14 protein-coding genes and 4 tRNA genes are annotated in these 21,168 nt (G+C 47.7%); 4 read left to right on the forward strand and 14 right to left on the reverse strand.

Features of this window, described 5'->3' with window-relative positions; all coding sequences use genetic code 11:
• Positions 1 to 275 precede the first annotated feature (275 nt).
• From ACYVEA_RS06880 to ACYVEA_RS06895, 4 genes are all read left to right on the forward strand, one after another.
• Complete coding sequence (locus tag ACYVEA_RS06880; protein WP_461112625.1) at positions 276 to 2,843, forward strand: TonB-dependent receptor; 2,568 nt, start codon at positions 276 to 278, stop codon at positions 2,841 to 2,843.
• Between the two features lie 253 nt (positions 2,844 to 3,096).
• Positions 3,097 to 5,961 carry a TonB-dependent receptor gene (locus ACYVEA_RS06885; protein ID WP_461112627.1) on the forward strand — a complete coding sequence of 955 codons (2,865 nt, stop codon included), beginning with the start codon at positions 3,097 to 3,099 and terminating at the stop codon, positions 5,959 to 5,961.
• A 111-nt stretch (positions 5,962 to 6,072) separates the two neighbouring features.
• Positions 6,073 to 6,330, forward strand: coding sequence for an AbrB/MazE/SpoVT family DNA-binding domain-containing protein (locus ACYVEA_RS06890; protein ID WP_461112629.1), 258 nt, complete (start codon positions 6,073 to 6,075; stop codon positions 6,328 to 6,330).
• On the forward strand, positions 6,318 to 6,647 hold the full coding sequence (locus ACYVEA_RS06895) for a type II toxin-antitoxin system PemK/MazF family toxin (RefSeq protein ID WP_461112631.1): 330 nt from the start codon (positions 6,318 to 6,320) through the stop codon (positions 6,645 to 6,647). Before ACYVEA_RS06890 ends, ACYVEA_RS06895 begins: the two co-directional genes overlap by 13 nt.
• 81 nt (positions 6,648 to 6,728) lie before the next feature.
• Here the strand turns inward: ACYVEA_RS06895 and rpoC are convergent, their stop codons facing one another.
• From rpoC to ACYVEA_RS06965, 14 genes are all read right to left on the reverse strand, one after another.
• Positions 6,729 to 11,078: a DNA-directed RNA polymerase subunit beta' gene (gene rpoC / locus ACYVEA_RS06900; protein ID WP_461112632.1), complete on the reverse strand. Its 4,350-nt coding sequence runs from the start codon at positions 11,076 to 11,078 to the stop codon at positions 6,729 to 6,731.
• Positions 11,079 to 11,191: 113 nt separating this feature from the next.
• On the reverse strand, positions 11,192 to 15,061 hold the full coding sequence (gene rpoB / locus ACYVEA_RS06905; RefSeq protein WP_461112633.1) for a DNA-directed RNA polymerase subunit beta: 3,870 nt from the start codon (positions 15,059 to 15,061) through the stop codon (positions 11,192 to 11,194).
• 250 nt (positions 15,062 to 15,311) lie between these two features.
• Positions 15,312 to 15,695 (reverse strand): 50S ribosomal protein L7/L12, encoded by a 384-nt coding sequence (rplL, locus tag ACYVEA_RS06910; protein ID WP_093832246.1) that lies wholly within the window; start codon positions 15,693 to 15,695, stop codon positions 15,312 to 15,314.
• Between the two features lie 56 nt (positions 15,696 to 15,751).
• Complete coding sequence (gene rplJ, locus ACYVEA_RS06915; RefSeq protein ID WP_093832244.1) at positions 15,752 to 16,285, reverse strand: 50S ribosomal protein L10; 534 nt, start codon at positions 16,283 to 16,285, stop codon at positions 15,752 to 15,754.
• Between the two features lie 3 nt (positions 16,286 to 16,288).
• Positions 16,289 to 16,987, reverse strand: a complete 699-nt coding sequence (gene rplA, locus ACYVEA_RS06920) for a 50S ribosomal protein L1 (RefSeq protein WP_093832242.1) — start codon at positions 16,985 to 16,987, stop codon at positions 16,289 to 16,291.
• 25 nt (positions 16,988 to 17,012) lie between these two features.
• Positions 17,013 to 17,456 (reverse strand): 50S ribosomal protein L11, encoded by a 444-nt coding sequence (gene rplK / locus ACYVEA_RS06925; RefSeq protein ID WP_093832240.1) that lies wholly within the window; start codon positions 17,454 to 17,456, stop codon positions 17,013 to 17,015.
• 152 nt (positions 17,457 to 17,608) lie between these two features.
• Positions 17,609 to 18,169, reverse strand: coding sequence for a transcription termination/antitermination protein NusG (nusG, locus tag ACYVEA_RS06930; protein WP_461112635.1), 561 nt, complete (start codon positions 18,167 to 18,169; stop codon positions 17,609 to 17,611).
• A gap of 65 nt (positions 18,170 to 18,234) precedes the next feature.
• Complete coding sequence (gene secE / locus ACYVEA_RS06935) at positions 18,235 to 18,426, reverse strand: preprotein translocase subunit SecE (RefSeq protein WP_093832236.1); 192 nt, start codon at positions 18,424 to 18,426, stop codon at positions 18,235 to 18,237.
• Between the two features lie 16 nt (positions 18,427 to 18,442).
• Positions 18,443 to 18,513, reverse strand: a tRNA-Trp gene (locus ACYVEA_RS06940).
• Positions 18,514 to 18,635: 122 nt separating this feature from the next.
• Complete coding sequence (gene tuf / locus ACYVEA_RS06945) at positions 18,636 to 19,823, reverse strand: elongation factor Tu (RefSeq protein WP_461112637.1); 1,188 nt, start codon at positions 19,821 to 19,823, stop codon at positions 18,636 to 18,638.
• A gap of 144 nt (positions 19,824 to 19,967) precedes the next feature.
• Positions 19,968 to 20,039 (reverse strand) — tRNA-Thr (locus tag ACYVEA_RS06950).
• A gap of 73 nt (positions 20,040 to 20,112) precedes the next feature.
• Positions 20,113 to 20,185 (reverse strand) — tRNA-Gly (locus tag ACYVEA_RS06955).
• 81 nt (positions 20,186 to 20,266) lie between these two features.
• Positions 20,267 to 20,349 (reverse strand) — tRNA-Tyr (locus ACYVEA_RS06960).
• A 219-nt stretch (positions 20,350 to 20,568) separates the two neighbouring features.
• The gene (locus tag ACYVEA_RS06965; protein WP_461112639.1) at positions 20,569 to 21,102 is read right to left on the reverse strand and encodes a hypothetical protein; all 534 of its coding nucleotides are present in this window, start codon (positions 21,100 to 21,102) and stop codon (positions 20,569 to 20,571) included.
• Between the last annotated feature and the right edge of the window lie 66 nt (positions 21,103 to 21,168).

Consider the following 21,168-nt stretch of genomic DNA (forward strand, 5'->3'; position numbering starts at 1 on the left):
CGAGATTTACCTGCCATGGCCCTCCTATTGACCTATTCCTGGACAAGCTAGTTTTTAACCAAGAAAATCAGTCGACTTAGCAGAATTTTCTCTATAACGTTTGGAAGTACGCCTAAGAAGCGGCTGTTTTGCATTTCCTATTAAACCAATAGACTATAAGTACTATTAGTCTATCTACAACCGGGAGAATAGGGAGAATACGTAAAACATTAAAAAAGCATGGCGCAGATGCTCGCATATAGCGCTACCACAATTACTACCAAACACGATTAGGAATGAAACAAATTTTAAAGGCAACCTGGCTGATAGGAATATTATTCACACCCTTACTTGCAATAGCTCAAAATGCACCCATCATCAATTCAACAGTATCAGGTAAAGTTGTTGACGCACGCACGAAAGAATTCTTAGTTGGCGCTACCGTAACCATTAAGGGAATAACCAATGGGGCTTCAACCGACATAAATGGCCAGTTTAATCTTCTTACAGCCCAAAAGCTACCGTTTACAGTAGTAGTTTCTTTTGTGGGCTATCAAACCAAAGAAGTTGTTCTGAACGATAACAACGTAGAAATTCAACTTGAAGACGCTCCCAATCAGTTGGATGATGTAGTCATTACGTCCCGACGTCGGCAGGAGTCGGCGCAGGACGTTCCCATTCCGATCTCCGTGGTCAGTGGAAACCGGGCCGAAGATGCGGGCGCTTTTAATGTGAACCGATTAAAAGAACTGGTCCCTACCGTTCAGTTATATGCCTCCAACGCCCGAAATACAACGCTTAACATTCGTGGCTTAGGCTCTACGTTTGGGTTAACGAACGACGGTATTGATCCGGGTGTCGGGTTTTATGTTGATGGCGTTTACTACGCCCGTCCGGCGGCCACAGCGCTCGATTTTATCGATATTGAGCAGGTGGAGGTGTTGCGAGGCCCTCAGGGGACATTATTTGGTAAGAATACAACGGCTGGAGCCTTTAATATTACCACGCGTCCTGCCGGGTTTACGCCAGGCGGAAGTTTTGAACTGAGTTATGGCAATTATGGGTACATCCAGGCCAAGGGGTCACTTACGGGGCCACTGAGTAAAAAGCTTGCCGTGCGGGTGTCATTTACGGGAACGCAGCGGAATGGGACCTTTTATAATGTACATACCCAGCTTCCAATCAATGATATTAACAACATCGGTGTGCGGGCGCAACTTTTATACACGCCAAGCGACAATGTAAAAATCACCATCATCGGGGATGTTTCTGAGCAGAAACCGAATGGATATGGCTGGCCCGTAGCGGGTGTTGTTCCTACCAAACGAGCGGCCTACCGCCAGTTCAACGCCATTATCGCTGATTTAAATTACAAACTTCCGTATTCAAGCGCTTTTGAACGTATCGTTGACCTTGATACGCCTTCAAAAGCAGATAATAACCTGGGTGGCGTATCGGTGAATGCGGATATCAAAATCGGTAATGGTACGCTAACCTCCACGTCCGCCTGGCGGCACTGGCAGTGGACCCCGCTGAACGACCGCGATTACATTGGTTTACCCGTCTTTACGATTTCGTCGGGCAACTCGGTGCATGATCAATGGTCGCAGGAAATACGATACGCCGGTAAAATTTCCTCCCGGTTGAGTGGGGTTGTCGGCTTATTCGGTCTTTGGCAGGATTTAAAATCCGACCCCGTACAGACCGAAGAAGCTGGTTCTGCTCAATGGCGTTTTGCGCAAAGCTCCACCAGCGTGCTCTGGAAAACGCCCGGTCTGTTCGATAATTTCGGCATTCGCACAACCAATCGGATTCAGAGTACAGGATTAGCGGCCTTCGGCCAACTCGACTGGGCCCTGACAGATCGAATCCATATTCTGCCAGGTGCACGGTATAATTATGACAAGAAGGTAGCCAGCTACAAACGGGAAACCTACGGAGGTCTGCAAACGACCGATCCGGCGTTGCTAGCCCTAAAGAACGGAGTTTACACAAATCAAGCGTTCGACACGGACGTATCAGAAGGTAATTTCTCTGGACAGGTTACCCTGCAATATAGAGCTGGGCGGACAATCAATGCCTTTGGAACCTATGCAATCAGCTACAAACCCGTCGGAATTAATATTGGCGGATTGCCAACGGCCAATGGGCAAACCTTACTTGATCTGGCCCGAGTGAAGCCTGAGCACGTAAACCACGTCGAATTTGGCTTAAAAACAAAGCCATCCCCTAACTCCACCCTGAATCTGGTCGTTTACAATACAGAAATTAAAGACTTTCAGACACAGGTACAAACACCAGAGCCGGGCGTAAACAGAGGCTATCTGGCCAATGCGGAGAAAGTACGGGTAATGGGTGTTGAGCTAGACGGAAATGTACGGGTAGCTAATCGGTTAACCCTAAACGCAGCCATTGCCTACACGGATGGCAAGTATGTATCTTTTAAAAATGCGCCAGTGCCGCTCGAAGAAACGGGTGGAGAGCAAGCGTTCAAAGACATTTCGGGAGGAGTATTGCCCGGTATCTCAAAATGGTCAGGATCGGTAGGTGGTGAAGTAACCGCCAGGGGAAACCTCATCAGTTTAAAAGGAAATTACTTTCTTGGAGTAGATGCTTTCTATCGTTCTTCGTTTTCTTCGAGTCCATCGCCATCTCAATATTTAAATATTGATGGCTATTCGCTGGTGAACGGCCGACTTGGTTTTAGGGCTTCCTCTGGAATTTCGATTTTTATCTGGGGTAGAAATCTCTTCAATACGAACTATTACGAGCAGTTACTGGCGGCTCCAGGAAGCGCAGGCCACTATGCCGGTATTGTAGGAGATCCGCGCACCTATGGTGTTACGTTACGCTACACGTTCTAACTGTATCAAAAACCACCCCTCAATACCAGGCTGTTTTCTGTCTCGTGGTTACATTTACGACATCAAAACCGGTTGATGGATCGTAGTTTCTGGAGCTTCAGCAGTAGGAACAGAGCATCAAGGCTAGTTGAACTGCATTTTTTTATTTGCCAGAAGCTGTTTACGTTAGTAATATTAACGTAAACAGCTTCTGCTTTTTTACAATCTTTGCATTTACCTTCCTTGATGTGTTAATCTATCAAGGTATCCAACTATGAGAAAACATCTTCTATTTGTAGCTCTTGCGTTATTATGTGCATTACCTGGCCGGGCGCAACTCAACCTGGCAGGGATAGTGACAAATCAAAAAGGGCAACCACTAGAGGGCGCAATTATCATCATTAAAGGGACCAGTAAAGGGACTATTTCCCAAGCCGACGGACACTTCGCGCTTCAATCCACAGCTGCTTTACCATTCCCAATTACCATTTCATACATTGGCCACCATCAGGAGAATGTAATGGTTCGTGGTAATAACTTTCGTCGTATCCTTGTCGAACTCTCACCCGAATCTATCCTAACCGATGAGGTGGTTGTAGCGGCCAGCCGCGTACCGGAGGATATCAAGACAACGGCTATATCCGTCGAGAAACTTGGAGTACGGCAATTCCAGCAGTCGCCAGCCATTAGCCCATACGATGCACTTCAGAACGTAAAAGGTGTCGATTTTCTAACGCAGAGTCTGACGTTTAAGTCGGTCAATATGCGTGGATTTGATTCCAACAATAACACCCGGTTTCTGCAACTAACGGACGGCATGGATAACCGCTCACCAGGTTTAGGGTTCGGTTTCGGGAACGTAGCGGGAATTCCGGATTTAGATGTTGAGAGTATTGAGCTGGTTCCGGGTGCGTCGTCGGCTCTCTATGGACCCGATGCCATGCAGGGCATGATGCTCACTACGAGCAAGAATCCCTTTACGTATCAGGGGTTAAGTGTGCAAATGAAAGGTGGCGTCAACAATGTGGGAAAGGCAAATTTCGGGTCGAAGCCATACACCGACCTATCGGTACGTTATGCGAAACAACTCGGTGAGCGAATGGCGTTTAAAGTCAGTTTTCAGCGCATAGACGGCACTGATTTCATCGCCGACGATTATAGCGACCGGTCAACGAGTGCCCGAACCAGTTTTTTCATTACCGATGCCAGTCGGGGGGGTATTGCTACCGGTATCGGGTACGCACCCATTACGAACGCTACTATAAATTTTGAGTATGATGGCGTCAACGTATATGGCGATGACATCAATAGCGGGGGGGCGTTTAAGTACCCTGCCAATTACGCCAACGTACTGTTAAACAACAAGTTCGTAACGCGAACGGGTTATAATGAACTCGACGTGATAGGCAACAAAGGCAAGGTCTTTAACAATCGCGCGAACGTAGCACTCCATTACAAACTGTCAGATGATATCGAGGCCTCTCTAAGCTGGAATTATGGAAATGGCAATTTTATCCGCACCAATAATTACCGCGAGTATTTCCCAGATTACCAGCGCCACCAGATCAAGGCTGAAATACGCGGAGACATTTTTTTCCTGCGGGCCTACACAACCCAGCAAAAAGCCGATGGATGGAACATTGGACAAGTAGCGACAGTCATCAACAACACCTGGAAATCGCTCGGACAGTGGGCTGCAGAATTTGGGCAGAGTTACGTCGAAAACAAAGTCAGCATTGGTCAGGCCCGCGTTGAGTCCGATCGGGGTCGTTATCTGCCCGGCTCAACTTCCTTTAATACAGTTCGTGATACGTATGCCAATACGTACAACACTGATTTCATTCCCGGTTCAACCGCTGCACGAGGACGACGTTTCCGCGATAACTCACAGCTATGGCATTACGAAGGGATGTATACTTTCAAAAACCTACTCCAGGTAGCCGACGTAATGGCAGGTGCCAGTCTTCGGCACTACACCCTAGCCTCTGGTGGTACGTTGTTCTCTCGAAAAACCGATGGTTCGGAGTACACGATTAATGAAGTAGGCGCTTACATCCAGGCCTCAAAAGAATTTGGTCTGGATGAAGAGGTGACATTCAAGCCAACCATAGCGGTACGCTACGATAAAAACCAGTATCTAAAAGGCGGATTAACGCCCCGTGTGTCGGCAGTGCTCAGCCTTGGTGTACATAATTTTCGGGCTTCCTGGCAGACAGCTTTCCGAAATCCCACGCCAGAGCAATTATTTCTGATTCCTACGGCTGCTGCAAGCGGTGAAGTGGGTGGATCATCGGTGGCCTACAGCGGTGCGGGTCTGGTGAGTAATCCTGGTTACTTACAAGCAGAAACAACACCTTATCAGTCAAACACAACCACTACATCCCCAAGTCCGTTTGTTGTCGATCCAAACCAGTTTACGACGGAAAAGATCAGCACGTGGGAAGTTGGTTATAAATCACTGATTAAAAATAAATTCTACGTCGATGCCTTTTACTTTGCCAGTCGCTATACCGATCTTATTACTCCCCAAGCAGAATACCAATTGTTAACACCGGGTGGCGGTGCAACGGCCCTCCTGACGCCGACGAATTACAGGACCCTGCAAGTCAATGTCAATAGTAATAATGAGGTTTTTATACGGGGTGCTGGCATTGGACTAGAGTACGGATTGGGCGAAGGCTTCTCAATAAGTGGAAATTACACGCATCAGATTGGCTTGATCACGTTACACGACGCGCGGGGAGCGATACGTAATGACCTGGCAGGTGCGCCTGTTGTTAAGCGTAAGATAAGCAACCCCGAAGTTGTACAGTTGGGTCGTAATTTCTTCAATACTCCTGAAAATCGGTATAACATTACGCTAAGCAACCCGCGGATAACCGAACGCCTTGGGGCTACCATTACGTATCGATGGACCGATCGAATGTGGTATGAACAGGGAATCACGGCGGGTGATGTCTGGCTCCCTTCCTGGACGAGCCTGGATGCACAGGTATCCTACAAAGTACCCTCCGTCAAGTCGATTATTAAGCTTGGAGGCACAAATATTCTGAACAATTATTACGCACAAGGGTATGGCCTGGCTCAAATTGGCGGGTTATACTACGTTAGTATTACCTTCGATGAGCTAATGCATTAGTCTGTCATTGGAGAAGTTGCTCTATAGCACCAAAATTATACGCAGCCTAAACTATTCAACGGGTGATTGCAGTTATTTAGTTATACCTTTGTTATAACTCACTGGCTGATTATGCATGTTCACATTCGACGTATTGGCAATTCGCAAGGTATCATTATCCCTCGGCCTTTGCTTCAACAAGCAGGCATCGAAAATGAGGTTGAATTAAAGGTAATAGATGGTGCAATTGTTCTTCGTCCTGTGAAATCAAATCCGCGTACGGGCTGGGACAAACAATTTCAAGAAGCTATTGAAGCTGGTCACAAACCGGAGAGTGACTTGTTTGATAACCTATCTAACGATTTTGATCAAAGCGAATGGCAGTGGTAGTTGATCGTTTTGACGTATGGCTGGTTACTTTAGACCCAACACGGGGCAGCGAAATTGCGAAAACACGCCCCTGCATTATTATCTCGCCTGATTCAGTTAATCGCTATCTAAATACTGTCACAATTGCCCCTTTAACAAGCACTCGCAAGCCCTATCCAACGCGAGTTGATTGCCACTTTGACGGCAAAGAAGGTCAGGTAACACTAGACCAAGCCCGAAGTGTTGATAAATCGCGTTTAGTGAAGAAGCTTGGACAGTTGGATCATACTATTAACCAAAAAATTTGCGAAACACTTGTAGCGATGTTCACGTACTAACTACTAACCTATTGTATCATACAAAAAATGCCCCAGCCATTTCTGACCGGGGCATTTTACTATTCACTTTAGATTCGACGCTTAGACCGTCGCCCGCTTTTTGCTTCGGGCAAACTGCTCGCGTGATTCCGTAACAACTTCCAGTTCTTCTTTCGAACCAACAATCGCGTTCTGGTAATGACGCAGACCCGTACCGGCTGGAATCAGGTGACCAACGATCACGTTTTCTTTCAGACCGTCGAGTACGTCGCGCTTGCCACGAATCGAAGCCTCGCTCAACACTTTCGTCGTTTCCTGGAAAGAGGCTGCCGAGATGAAGCTGTCCGTACCTAACGACGACTGAGTAATACCCATCAGCGTTGGTTGTGAAACGGCTGCCATGGCGTCGCGAACGGTCACAAGGGCCATATCACGACGTTTCAGGCTTGAGTTCTCATCGCGTAGTTGACGACTCGTTACAATTTGACCTGGTTTAACGTTTGGCGAATCACCGGCATCCATAACAACCTTAGCATCAAGAACTTTGTCGTTCTCTTCACGGAAAGACCATTTGTCAACCACTTGACCTTCGAGGAAGTTCGTGTCGCCAGAATCGATGATCTCAACTTTCTGCATCATCTGCCGAACAATGGCTTCGATGTGCTTGTCATTGATTTTCACCCCTTGCAGGCGGTATACTTCCTGAATTTCGTTCACCAGATACTCCTGAACGGCCGTCGGACCTTTGATGGCCAGAATGTCGCTCGGAGTAATAGCACCATCAGACAGCGGAGCACCAGCCCGCACGAAGTCGTTATCCTGTACAAGGATAAACTTTGACAGAGGTACGAGATACTTCTTCTTCGTGCCATCTTTCGACTCGATGAAGATTTCGCGGTTACCCCGTTTGATAGCGCCGTACGTAACAACACCATCAATTTCGCTTACCACAGCAGGGTTCGACGGGTTCCGGGCTTCAAACAATTCCGTTACACGTGGCAGACCACCCGTAATGTCACGAGTTTTACCAACGTTACGTGGAATTTTCGCTAGCGGCTGACCAGCCTTGATTTTCTGCCCTTCTTTCACGACCAGACGTGATCCAACAGGTAAGTTGTAACTCTTCTGTAATGGACCACCTTCGTTGTCGGGAAGGTGAAGTGTCAGCGTTGTTGTACCCTGAACAATAATGGCCGGGTTTTTCGCTTTATCACGCGTTTCGATGATTACTTTCTCCTGGAAGCCTGTTTGTTCATCAAACTCTTCGCGGTAGGTGATACCATCTTCAATCGCATCGAATGACAAAGTACCCGTCAATTCGGACAGAATAACAGCGTTATAAGGGTCCCAGGCGCAGATATCGTCGCCTTTCTTCACCATATCACCATCTTTCACCCGCAGGAATGCGCCATATGGTACGTTGTTACTGATTAGTACTACGTTGCGATCGTTTGGATTCACAATCCGAACTTCGCCCGAGCGACCCATAACAATCGTCAACGGATTTCCTTCAGCATCTTCTGAATCAACCGTCCGCATTTCTTCAAGTTCGATCAGACCATCGAATTTCGCTTTGATCGACGCATCGACCGCAATGTTAGAGGCCGTACCACCCACGTGGAAAGTACGCAGGGTTAGCTGTGTACCTGGCTCACCAATTGATTGCGAGGCAATTACGCCCACCGCTTCACCGATGTCGACCATGCGGCCCGATGCCAGGTTACGACCGTAGCATTTGGCACACACACCCTGACGTGATTCGCATGTCAATACCGACCGGATTTCGACCGTTTCAATGCTGGTTTCGTCAATATGGGCAGCAACCTCTTCGGTTACTAATTCACCAGAAGCGACAATCAACTCTTTCGTGAGCGGATCATAAACATCATGAACCGTTGTCCGGCCCAGAATCCGTTCCGAAAGTGGCTCAACGATATCTTCATTATCTTTCAGAGCCGATACTTGCAGGCCGCGCAGCGTACCACAATCATCCTCACTGATAATAACATCCTGGGCTACGTCATGCAGACGACGGGTCAGGTAACCCGCATCGGCCGTTTTCAAAGCGGTATCAGCCAGACCTTTCCGAGCGCCGTGGGTCGAGATAAAGTACTCCAACACGTCAAGACCTTCTTTGAAGTTCGACAGAATTGGGTTTTCAATAATCTCACCGACAGAGCCTTGCAGGTTTTTCTGCGGTTTAGCCATAAGACCACGCATACCACCCAACTGACGAATCTGCTCACGGGAACCACGGGCACCCGAGTGCATCATCATGTAGATCGAGTTGAAACCACCCTGATCCGCTTCGAGTTGCTTCATCAGCGTCTCGGTCAGCCGGGAATTCACACGCGTCCAGATGTCAATAACCTGGTTGTAGCGTTCGTTTTCCGTAATCAGACCCATCAGGTAGTTGTCCCAAACAGCCTGAACTTCAGCTTTAGCTTCGTCGACAAGACCCTGTTTTGCTTCAGGAATCATGACATCACTCAAACCGATAGACAGACCGCCTTTGAACGCCATCTGGAAACCAAGTTCTTTAATATCATCAAGGAACTGAGCTGTCCGGGCACCACCTGAAATTTTGAAGATAAGCGCAATAATTTGCTGCAGTTTCTTCTTGGTCAGTAGTTCATTGATATAACCAACTTCTTCCGGAACAGCCTGGTTGAACAACAACCGACCCGCTACGGTGTCAATTACTTTATAAACCAACTCACCGCTTTCGTCCCGAAGGCGCACCCGGCACTTGATATTCGCGTGCTTGGAAACTTTGCCCTCGTTAATACCAATAATAACTTCTTCGGTACCATAGAAGGTCATGCCTTCGCCCGCAATTGGGTACTCAGGAATGCTCTTACGACCTTTTGTTACGTAGTATAGACCCAATACCATGTCCTGCGACGGTACCGTAATCGGTGCACCGTTGGCCGGGTTCAGGATATTGTGCGAGGCTAGCATGAGCAACGATGCCTCCAGAACAGCTTCCTGTCCCAGTGGTACGTGAACGGCCATCTGGTCACCGTCAAAGTCAGCGTTGAAAGCCGTACAAACGAGTGGGTGAAGCTGAATAGCTTTCCCTTCGATCAGTTTCGGCTGGAACGCCTGGATACCTAACCGGTGTAATGTTGGAGCCCGGTTAAGCAATACAGGATGACCTTTCAATACGTTTTCCAAAATATCCCAAATAACAGGATCTTTTCGATCAACGATTTTCTTCGCCGATTTCACTGTTTTCACAATCCCCCGCTCGATGAGTTTCCGGATAACGAACGGCTTGAACAATTCAGCCGCCATGTCTTTCGGAAGACCACACTCGTGCAGTTTCAATTCAGGACCAACGACGATAACCGAACGACCTGAATAGTCGACACGCTTACCAAGCAGGTTCTGACGGAAACGGCCTTGCTTACCTTTCAACATGTCTGACAACGACTTCAGCGCACGGTTACCTTCCGAACGAACGGCGTTTACCTTACGTGAGTTGTCGAACAGCGAATCAACGGCTTCCTGCAACATCCGTTTTTCATTCCGGAGAATTACTTCAGGTGCCTTGATTTCGATAAGCCGTTTCAGACGGTTGTTCCGAATGATAACCCGGCGATACAGGTCATTCAAATCGGACGTAGCAAACCGGCCACCATCCAGCGGGACGAGCGGACGCAGTTCGGGCGGAATCACCGGTACCATTTTGATCACCATCCACTCAGGACGGTTTTCAATACGGCCGTTGGCTTCACGGAACGCTTCAACTACTTTTAGCCGCTTTAAGGCTTCAGCTTTGCGTTGCTGCGACGTATCCGTAGCGGCTGAGTGACGTAGTGAATACGACAGCTCATCCAGTTGAACGCGCGACAACAGCATTTCTAACGCGTCGGCCCCCATCTTCGCGATGAATTTGTTAGGGTCTTTGTCGTCGAGGTGCTGGTTGCTGCTCGGCAGTTTGTCGATAATGTCCAGGTACTCGTCTTCCGTCAGGAAGTCAAGTTGATTGATACCATCTTCGGCTTTTACGCCAGGCTGCACGACTACGTAGCGTTCGTAATAGATAACCTGATCGAGTTTCTTTGTCGAAAGACCGAGCAGATAACCAATTTTATTCGGCAGACTGCGGAAATACCAGATATGCGCAACAGGCACCACCAGTTCGATGTGGCCCATTCGCTCCCGGCGAACCTTTTTCTCGGTTACTTCCACACCGCAGCGGTCACAGATAATGCCTTTGTAGCGTATCCGCTTATACTTGCCGCAGTGACACTCCCAGTCCTTCACGGGCCCGAAGATGCGCTCGCAGAACAAGCCGCCCATTTCGGGTTTGTAGGTCCGGTAATTGATTGTCTCCGGCTGTGTCACTTCGCCGTAGGAACTCTCCAAAATAGACTCCGGCGATGCCAAGCTGATTGTTACGCTGGCAAAGTCGCTGTTGAGTTTCTTGTTCTTTTTGAACGACATTGGTTGGAGATTAATAGTGAGGTTTTCAGTTGGCTGTTTACAGTTTTCGGTTGGCTGACGCATGACCGCTTCGCACAACTGAAAACTGTAAACTGTAAACCGTAAACTATTTTTTATTCTAATGTAATTTCAAGGGCCAGACCACGTAACTCGTGAACAAGTACGTTGAACGACTCTGGGATATTCGGCTTCGGCAGGTTTTCACCTTTCACGATAGCTTCGTATGCTTTCGCACGACCGACCACGTCATCTGATTTTACGGTAAGAATTTCCTGCAGGATGTTGGCAGCACCAAAAGCTTCCAATGCCCACACTTCCATCTCACCAAATCGCTGACCACCGAACTGCGCCTTACCACCCAGCGGCTGCTGTGTAATGAGCGAGTAAGGTCCAATTGAACGGGCGTGCATCTTGTCGTCCACTAAGTGACCGAGTTTGAGCATGTAAATGATACCCACCGTTACAGGTTGATCGAAACGTTCACCCGTCAGACCATTGTACAGATAGGTCCGGCCGAATGAAGGCAAACCTGCTTCGTTCAGCTCATCGGCAACCTGCTGTTCTGTTGCTCCGTCGAAAATCGGCGTAGCGTACTTACGGTTAAGTTTCTGACCAGCCCAAGCCAGTACAGTTTCATAAATCTGACCCAGGTTCATCCGGGACGGTACGCCAAGCGGATTCAGGACGATATCCACTTTCGTTCCATCTTCAAGGAACGGCATGTCTTCATCACGAACAATACGGGCCACAACCCCTTTGTTTCCGTGACGACCAGCCATCTTATCCCCTACTTTCAGCTTACGCTTTTTGGCGATATAAACTTTAGCCAGTTTGACGATACCTGCTGGGAGCTCATCACCAACTTCAAGTGTGAACCGTTCACGCTTGAACTTACCTGTGATTTCGCTCCGACGATTGTTGTAGTTTTTCACCAAAGCAACAACCATCTGGTTCAATTTATCGTCGTCCGTCCAGCCTTCCAGAATTACGTCAGCCAGTAGGTTAGCTTCTTCCGGAACGGCATAGCTGCTTTCATCCCGATAAGCATTGCGGTCTGGGAACAAGTTTTCCATAATGTTCTTACGGCTAAACTTCACTCCCTTACTAACAAGCTCGTCACCAAACTTATGCTTGACACCTGCGCTGGTTTTACCATCCAGCAATGGCACGATTTTTTCAATCATCCGGGCGCGGAAGTCGTTCAGCTCACGGCCGTACTTCTTCATCAGTGCTTTAACCTCGTCTTTGTGTTTACCCCGATCTTCTTTGGCCGGACGCGCAAACAACTTGGTATCAATCACAACGCCTTTCAGGGATGGTGGTGCTTTCTTGGACGCATCTTTCACATCACCCGCTTTATCACCGAAGATGGCACGGAGAAGTTTTTCTTCCGGTGTCGGATCGCTTTCGCCTTTTGGCGTAATCTTACCGATCAGAATATCCCCTTCTTTTACTTCCGTACCAACTCGAACAATACCGCTTTCATCAAGATTACGAACGGTTTCTTCGCTTACGTTCGGGATTTCAGACGTTAATTCTTCTTCACCCCGTTTCGTATCACGTACTTCCAGTTCAAACTCTTCGATGTGAATCGATGTGAAAATATCTTCGCGCACAACACGCTCCGAAATCACGATAGCATCCTCAAAGTTATAACCCTGCCAGGGCATGAAGGCAACCTTCATGTTCCGACCTAAGGCTAATTCACCAGCCTGTGTTGCATAACCTTCGCACAATACATCACCTTTCTTTACCTTCTGGCCTTTCAGCACGGTTGGCTTGATGTTGATGCAAGTATCCTGGTTAGTACGGCGGAATTTAATCAGCTTGTAGGTCTTCCGATCTTCATCGAACGTAGTAGCAAGCTGATCTTCTTCGAGGCTATAGCGAACAACAATTTTGGTTGAATCAACAAATTCAACAACACCATCCGCTTCGGCAATTACGAGCGTCCGTGAGTCAACAGCGACACGGCCTTCTAGACCCGTACCCACAATTGGAGCCTCGGGACGTAGCAGCGGCACGGCCTGACGTTGCATGTTCGAGCCCATCAAGGCCCGGTTGGCATCGTCGTGCTCAAGGAACGGAATCATGGACGCGGCTACCGACACAATTTGGTTGGCAGCAATATCCATGAACGTTACGTTCTGCGGATCAGCGATTGGGAAGTCACCTTCAAAACGAGCTTTCAGGCGATCGACCGTAAAGTTTCCTTTTTTGTCGATACCTGCGTTCGCCTGAGCGATATAGTGTGTATCTTCCTCTTCAGCCGTTAAGTACATCACTGGCTTATCCATCGATACTTTACCGTTTTCGATAATCCGATACGGTGTTTCGATGAAGCCCATGCTATTGATTTTAGCATAAACGCAAAGCGATGAAATCAGTCCGATGTTCGGTCCTTCCGGCGTTTCGATGGTACATAGACGACCGTAGTGTGTATAGTGTACGTCACGAACTTCGAAACCAGCCCGTTCGCGCGATAGACCACCCGGCCCCAGCGCTGACATCCGACGCTTGTGCGTCACTTCAGCCAGCGGGTTAGTCTGGTCCATGAACTGCGATAACTGGTTCGTACCGAAGAACGAATTGATTACAGACGATAGCGTACGAGCGTTAATCAGGTCAACAGGCTTGAAATCCTCATTATCCCGAACGTTCATCCGTTCTTTAATCGTCCGCGCCATCCGGGCCAGACCAACACCGAACTGAGCGTACAATTGCTCACCTACTGTCCGAACACGCCGGTTGCTTAAGTGGTCAATATCATCAACAACGGCTTTCGAGTTAATCAGACCGATCAGGTATTTCACAATCGACACGATGTCTTCTGTAGTCAATACCTTCATGTCCGACGAAATGTCAAGACCCAGTTTTTTATTAATTCGGTAACGGCCTACATCGCCAAGGTCATACCGCTTATCTGAGAAAAATAGACTCTGAATAATTTCACGAGCGGTTTGTTCATCAGGCGCATCGGCATTACGTAGCTGGCGATAGATTTGCTCCACAGCCTCTTTCTCAGAGTTGGAGCTATCTTTTTGCAGCGTATTATAAATAATGTTGTAATCGGCCATATTCATGTCCTCCTTGTGCAGGATGACCGATTTCTGACCCGACTCCGTAATGACATCGATGTCGTCTGCCGAGATAGCCGAATCCCGCTCCAAAAGGACTTCGTTCCGACTAATCGACACAACTTCACCGGTATCTTCATCCACGAAATCTTCTGTCCAGGTACGTAGCACCCGAGCAGCTAACCGACGGCCAATAGCCTTTTTCAGGTTGGCAGGCGTTGCGGGCACTTCTTCCGATAGACCGAACAGATCCAGGATGTCTTTATCCGAACCAAAGCCAATGGCACGTAGCAACGTAGTTACCGGGAATTTCTTTTTCCGGTCAATGTACGCATACATGACATTGTTTACATCCGTCGAGAACTCGATCCAGGACCCTTTGAACGGAATAATCCGCGCAGAGTAAAGTTTCGTCCCATTAGTGTGCTTGCTCATCGAGAAGAACACACCCGGCGAACGGTGTAACTGAGAAACAATCACCCGCTCCGCTCCGTTAATGACAAACGAGCCTTTCTCGGTCATATACGGAATGTTGCCTAAGAATACTTCCTGCTCGATCGTTTCGAAATCCTCGTTATCAGGATCATTGTTCGATAGGCGCAGTTTAGCTTTCAAAGGAACCGAATACGTCAGTCCCCGGTCGATCGACTCATCGACTGAGTACTTCGGTGGATCGACCGAGTAATCAATGAACTCCAGCTTAAAATTTTCGCGGGAGTCTGAAATAGGAAAATTTTCCTGAAAAACTTTGAACAACCCTTCCTCCGACCGTTGGTTAGACGGCGTATCAAGCTGAAAAAAGTCTTTGAAGGATTTAACTTGAATATCCAGAAAGTCTGGATACCCAATCACTGGCTGAATCGTCGCAAAATTTTTGCGCGTACTGATTTTCGCGTTTGTAGCCAAGATTGTGCTTCGTTTAGTTGCGTAACCGATTCTCAATGAGTGCGTTGCGAAGATTTGCCACGGCACTCGGACTAAGCGGCTATTGAGACCCCGGGTGTCACCCGACCCAAGGGGCGTAAATAGACAACATAATGCAATAAAAATAAGTTTGTCTTTTGCAATAGCTTAGACAAAAAGTCTCCAAACAGGAAAAGACCAGACGTCGGTCTGGCCTCCCCTATCTGGAGTAATATGCGAAAGAGCTATCTGCTTACTTAACCTCTACTTCAGCACCAGCTTCTTCAAGCTGCTTACGTAGGGCTTCAGCTTCATCTTTGCTTACACCTTCTTTTACTGGTTTCGGTGCTGTATCAACCAATTCCTTGGCTTCTTTTAGACCCAGACCTGTCAGATCTTTAACCAGTTTAACGACAGCTAGTTTAGCAGCACCAGCCGCCTTCAGAACAACGTCGAACGACGTTTTCTCAGCGACAGCAGCCGGAGCATCAGCACCTGCACCGCCACCAGCTACCATTACTGGAGCAGCAGCAGCTGGCTCGATACCATACTCATCCTTCAGGATGGTAGCTAGCTCGTTAACTTCTTTAACTGTCAGGCTTACAAGCTGCTCCGCGAACGCTTTCAAATCTGCCATTGTAGTATTTTCTTAATTTGATTGTGATACAATATTGAACAATAGATGCCGGAAAATTAAGCTGCTTCCTCGCGCTCCGACAGCGTTTTGAGGATACCGGCCAATTTGTTGCCACCACCTTGCAACGCCGAAATGACGTTTTTGGCAGGCGATTGCAGCAGGCCGATGATTTCGCCAATCAACTCTTCCTTGCTCTTCAGTGCGATGAGCGTGTCAAGTTGGTCAGCACCAATAAATAGGCTGTAGTCGATCGACGCAGCCTTCAATTGCAGCTTGTCACTCGTTCTACGAAATTCCTTAATAAGCTTTGCCGGCGCTTTGCCATTATCAGGGTGAAACATCACCGCTGACTGACCATGCAGCACCGTGTCGTTGAACGGCGTATAATCCGTATCGAGAGGTTCGAGTGCTTTTTTGATGAACGAATTTTTCACCACTTTGTACTCTATACCCCGGTCAAAACACATCCGACGGAGATTGTTGGTTTCAGCAACCGTCATGCCATTGGCTTCCGTGATGTAGAAGAAGGGAGTCGACTGAAACTTTTCAGTCAATTCCTCAATAATTGCTCCTTTGTCCTCGCGCTTCATGGCTTAAATTCCGGCTACTGTGCCTTTATCAATCGTTACTCCCGGACTCATCGTGCTCGACAGGCTGATCGTTTTCACATACGTACCTTTAGCCGATGAAGGCTTCAGACGCATTAATGTGGCCATGATTTCCTGCGCGTTTTCAGCCAGTTTTTCTGGCGTAAACGATACTTTACCAATACTGGTGTGAATGGCGCCCTGTTTGTCGACTTTAAAGTCGATTTTACCGGCCTTCACCTCGCGAACAGCTTTTGCTACGTCGGGAGTAACCGTACCCGATTTCGGATTTGGCATCAGACCACGTGGACCCAGTACTTTACCCAACCGACCAACTTTAGCCATGACGCTCGGCATCGTGATAATCACGTCGACGTCCGTCCAGCCTTGTTCGATCTTTTGGATGTAGTCGTCCAGACCCACGAAATCAGCACCCGCTTCTTTCGCATCGTTCTCCTTGTCCGGGGTGCAGAGCACCAGAACGCGAACCGTTTTACCCGTACCATGTGGTAACGTAGCAACGCCACGAACCATTTGGTCGGCTTTACGCGGATCAACGCCTAACCGAACGTCAATATCCACGGAAGCGTCGAATTTAGTATACGAAATTTCCTTCAGAATTTCAGCCGCTTGTTGCAGCGAGTATTCTTTGGCAGCGTCGTATTTCGATTGAGCTTCCTTTTGTTTTTTCGTTAACTTAGCCATCTCTGTGTTTGCTTCGGCAAGTCTATTAGTTCTCGAAGGGCGCAGTGCCCGTCACCGTGATACCCATACTGCGGGCCGTACCGGCCACCTGTTTCATTGCGGACTCGACTGTGAAGGCATTCAAATCGGGCATCTTTGTTTCCGCGATAGTCCGAATTTGATCCCACGATACTGAGCCAACTTTGTTACGGTTTGGTTGAGCAGATCCGCCTTTCAGCTTAGCCGCTTCCAGCAGCAGAATTGGAGCCGGCGGGGTTTTGATGACGAAATCAAAGGACTTGTCCTTGTAATACGTAATCAATACTGGCAACACCGTACCCACTTTGTCCTGCGTCCGACCGTTGAACTGCTTGCAGAATTCCATGATATTTAAACCCTTGGAACCCAGCGCCGGACCAATCGGAGGTGAGGGGTTGGCTTGCCCGCCTTTGACTTGCAGCTTTACATAGCCACCTACTTCTTTTGCCATTGTGGTAATTGAGTTACGATCTCCTGCTTCCGGTTTCCTATCGGTTAGTCACATAACCAATCCGCACGCCTGTCGCAGTAAATCAACTTGTTTTGGGCGGTCATTCTCTGAGGGAAGCATAGAACGCCGGACCACGGATAACTGATTTGCGATCAATTCTCCTTCTCTACTTGTGCGTAACTGAGTTCTACCGGAGTATTCCGGCCAAATATTTTTACGACGACATTCAATTTCTTCCGGTCATCGAATACTTCTTCTACAGTGCCGATGAAACCACCAAATGGACCATCGACTACTTTTACATTTTCACCTCGGATATAAGCCACTGTCGAGCTAACCACTTCCTGAGCTTCTTCCTCCACTTTACCCAGAATCCGATTTACTTCGGCCTGACGTAGTGGAACAGGGACTTTTGATGTAGTGCCCACTTGCGCATTACCCAAAAACCCCAGTACACCCGGCATATTCAGGATCATGTCGAGTGCCCGGTTATTACCCAAATCAGCCGAAATCAGGATATAGCCAGGGAAAAATGATTTTTCCCGAACACGCTTCTTACCGTTGCGCATTTCGTACACCTTCTCCGCAGGAATCAAAACCTGTGGAATAACTTCGTCTAACTTCTGCCGGATAATTTCGTTATCAAGGTAGGATTTGATCTTCTTCTCCTGCCCTGATACCGCCCGAATGACGTACCACTGTATGCCGCTCATATTGGTAAAGATTTATGACCTGTAATTGCTGATCTACATTAGAAAGCAGCAATGTCAATCATAGATTAGAATGACTGATAAAATGCATTCAGCCCGTTCTCGAATACTAAATCAATTAACCCGACCAATAGCGCAAAAATCAACGATGCTACAAGTACCAGCGTTGAACTGGATTGCAGATCGCTGAATTTAGGCCAAGTCACGTTGTGCTGAACTTCCTCCCAGGAGGCTTTCAGAAACGATACAAACTTGTCCATTTATGTAAGGGATTTGCACGGGTGGAGAGATTCGAACTCCCATCAACGGTTTTGGAGACCGCTATTCTACCCTTGAACTACACCCGTTTTAAAATTCTATACTGTTGTCCGAATCAGCGTGCCCCAAAACGGACTGCAAAAGTACGAACTATTATTAAAAAAACAAGTGCATCTCTAGTAAGAAATGCACTTGTTATGAGATATTTACCTTAGTCGAGGATTTCCGTTACCTGACCAGCCCCTACAGTACGGCCACCTTCGCGGATAGCGAAACGTAGACCTTTTTCCATGGCGATTTTGTTGATCAGACTTACTTCAATCGTAATGTTATCACCAGGCATTACCATTTCAACGTTAGCAGGCAATGTAATTTCGCCCGTTACGTCTGTGGTACGGAAGTAAAACTGTGGGCGGTACTTGTTAAAGAACGGCGTGTGACGGCCACCTTCCTCTTTCGAGAGTACATAAACCTCAGCTTTGAACTTCAAGTGTGGAGTTACTGAACCTGGTTTGCAAATAACCATACCACGACGGATATCGGTTTTTTCAATACCACGGAGCAGAAGACCTACGTTGTCACCAGCTTCTCCACGATCCAGAATTTTCCGGAACATTTCAACACCTGTCACAACTGATTTCAAGTTTTCAGCACCCATACCCAGGATTTCAACCTGTTCGCCAGAGTTGATAATTCCGCGCTCGATACGACCTGTAGCAACTGTACCACGACCCGTGATCGAGAATACATCCTCTACTGGCATCAGGAACGGAAGATCCGTCATACGAGGAGGCAGAGGAATGAAATCATCCACATTCTGCATCAAATCTTCGATGGTAGCAACCCATTTAGCATCACCGTTCAGGCCACCAAGAGCCGAACCTTGAATAACTGGGATGTTGTCGCCATCGAAGTTATAGAAGCTCAGTAGCTCGCGGATTTCCATCTCAACGAGTTCGAGCAATTCTGGATCGTCGACCATGTCCACTTTGTTCATGAACACCACAAGCTGAGGTACACCAACCTGGCGAGCAAGCAGGATGTGCTCACGCGTTTGTGGCATTGGACCATCCGTTGCAGCTACCACGAGGATAGCGCCGTCCATCTGAGCAGCACCCGTAACCATGTTTTTCACATAGTCAGCGTGGCCTGGGCAGTCAACGTGTGCGTAGTGGCGATTCGCGGTTGAATATTCAACGTGCGATGTATTGATGGTGATACCGCGCTCTTTTTCTTCAGGAGCGTTGTCAATCGAGGAAAAGTCCCGAATTGCGGCCAGACCCTTTCCGGCCAGCACTTTCGTAATGGCAGCCGTCAGCGTCGTTTTACCGTGGTCAACGTGACCAATCGTACCGATGTTTACGTGCGGTTTCGAGCGGTCAAAATTCTCTTTTGCCATGTTTTTAAAACGCTATTGTGAACTGTTTTTGTTATTGGATGAACTCGCTTAACGTCAATTAAGCCGAACGAGATCACCCTATTGAGGTCTGACGCCGTTTTAGCTTAAAACTCAAATCAAAAAAGACTTCTTCTCGAAGTCTTGAGCCGTTACGGGGATTTGAACCCCGGACCTCTTCCTTACCAAGGAAGTGCTCTACCACTGAGCTATAACGGCTTGCTTTAACAGTCATTAGCCATTAGCACTCAGTCGTTAAAAACGATGGTCAGCTAATGGCCATGTGCCATTGAGCGGAAGACGGGTCTCGAACCCGCAACCTATAGCTTGGAAGGCTATCGCTCTACCAATTGAGCTACTTCCGCGAAAGAGTCAGCAAGCCTTAGTTACCAGTTTTTAGTGTAACCCACTATTGACCAATGACTATTGATTTGCGACTTTTCTTGTGGGGAGTGGAGGATTCGAACCTCCGAAGGCGTACGCCAGCAGATTTACAGTCTGATCCATTTGGCCACTCTGGAAACTCCCCGAAATTCACTAGTAAAAGAACATTTCCCGTCCCCTTTCCGGTTTGGAGTTGCAAAATTACACGTTTTTGCGACGTTGTCAACAGATCAATTAAAAATAATTTGTGGTTTACTTTTACAGTGAGCTACTCTACTGTCCACAAATTTTATAGCCTGTGCGTAAAAGGGCACCAGCTTATATTTTAAAATACAGGTAGTCAGCCATTTCTATTAGATATCGGCTAGCTTAATAACTGGGTCAGCCGTTTTCCGTCCGGATAAACCATCTCTGTGATACGCCACCGACCACTTATTTGCTGCATGTCAATCTTGACTTCCTCAACTTTGCCTTTATTTTCAAATGTTACATATACAATCGCTCTTGAACCGCCTACAATTGCCGGAAGTACCCAGGTTTTTTTGACGGCTGCATCGGATGCATTAAAGAGAAGATTTATTTTTGATCGGTTCACTTTACTTGCCGATTTCAACGCATCGCTCCAGATGAGATCGGCGGTGGATTTGGCGAAAAACTGGTCTACCAGCGCACGATCTTTCTTCTCCAGAAATGGATTTTCTTTTTTGTTATGCTCGAAGTAAAGCGCTCTCACTAAGCGGTCGGCCGCTGATCTTGGAGTGTCTGGACCAGGACGTTTTGCCAACGCCGAGGCACTATCTTCTGTTGCTGTGGACGTAGCGGCAGCCTCCTGCTTAGGCTTGGTTTGGCACGATAGATTTATCGCTATCAAAATCAGAAAAAGGTAGGATGTTTTCATGGTGACGGCTAAGGAAGTTGGTCCGTTCAATTGACAAAAACCCATTATAAAATGTCTCGAAAGTTA

This window comes from Spirosoma jeollabukense (assembly GCF_054777855.1).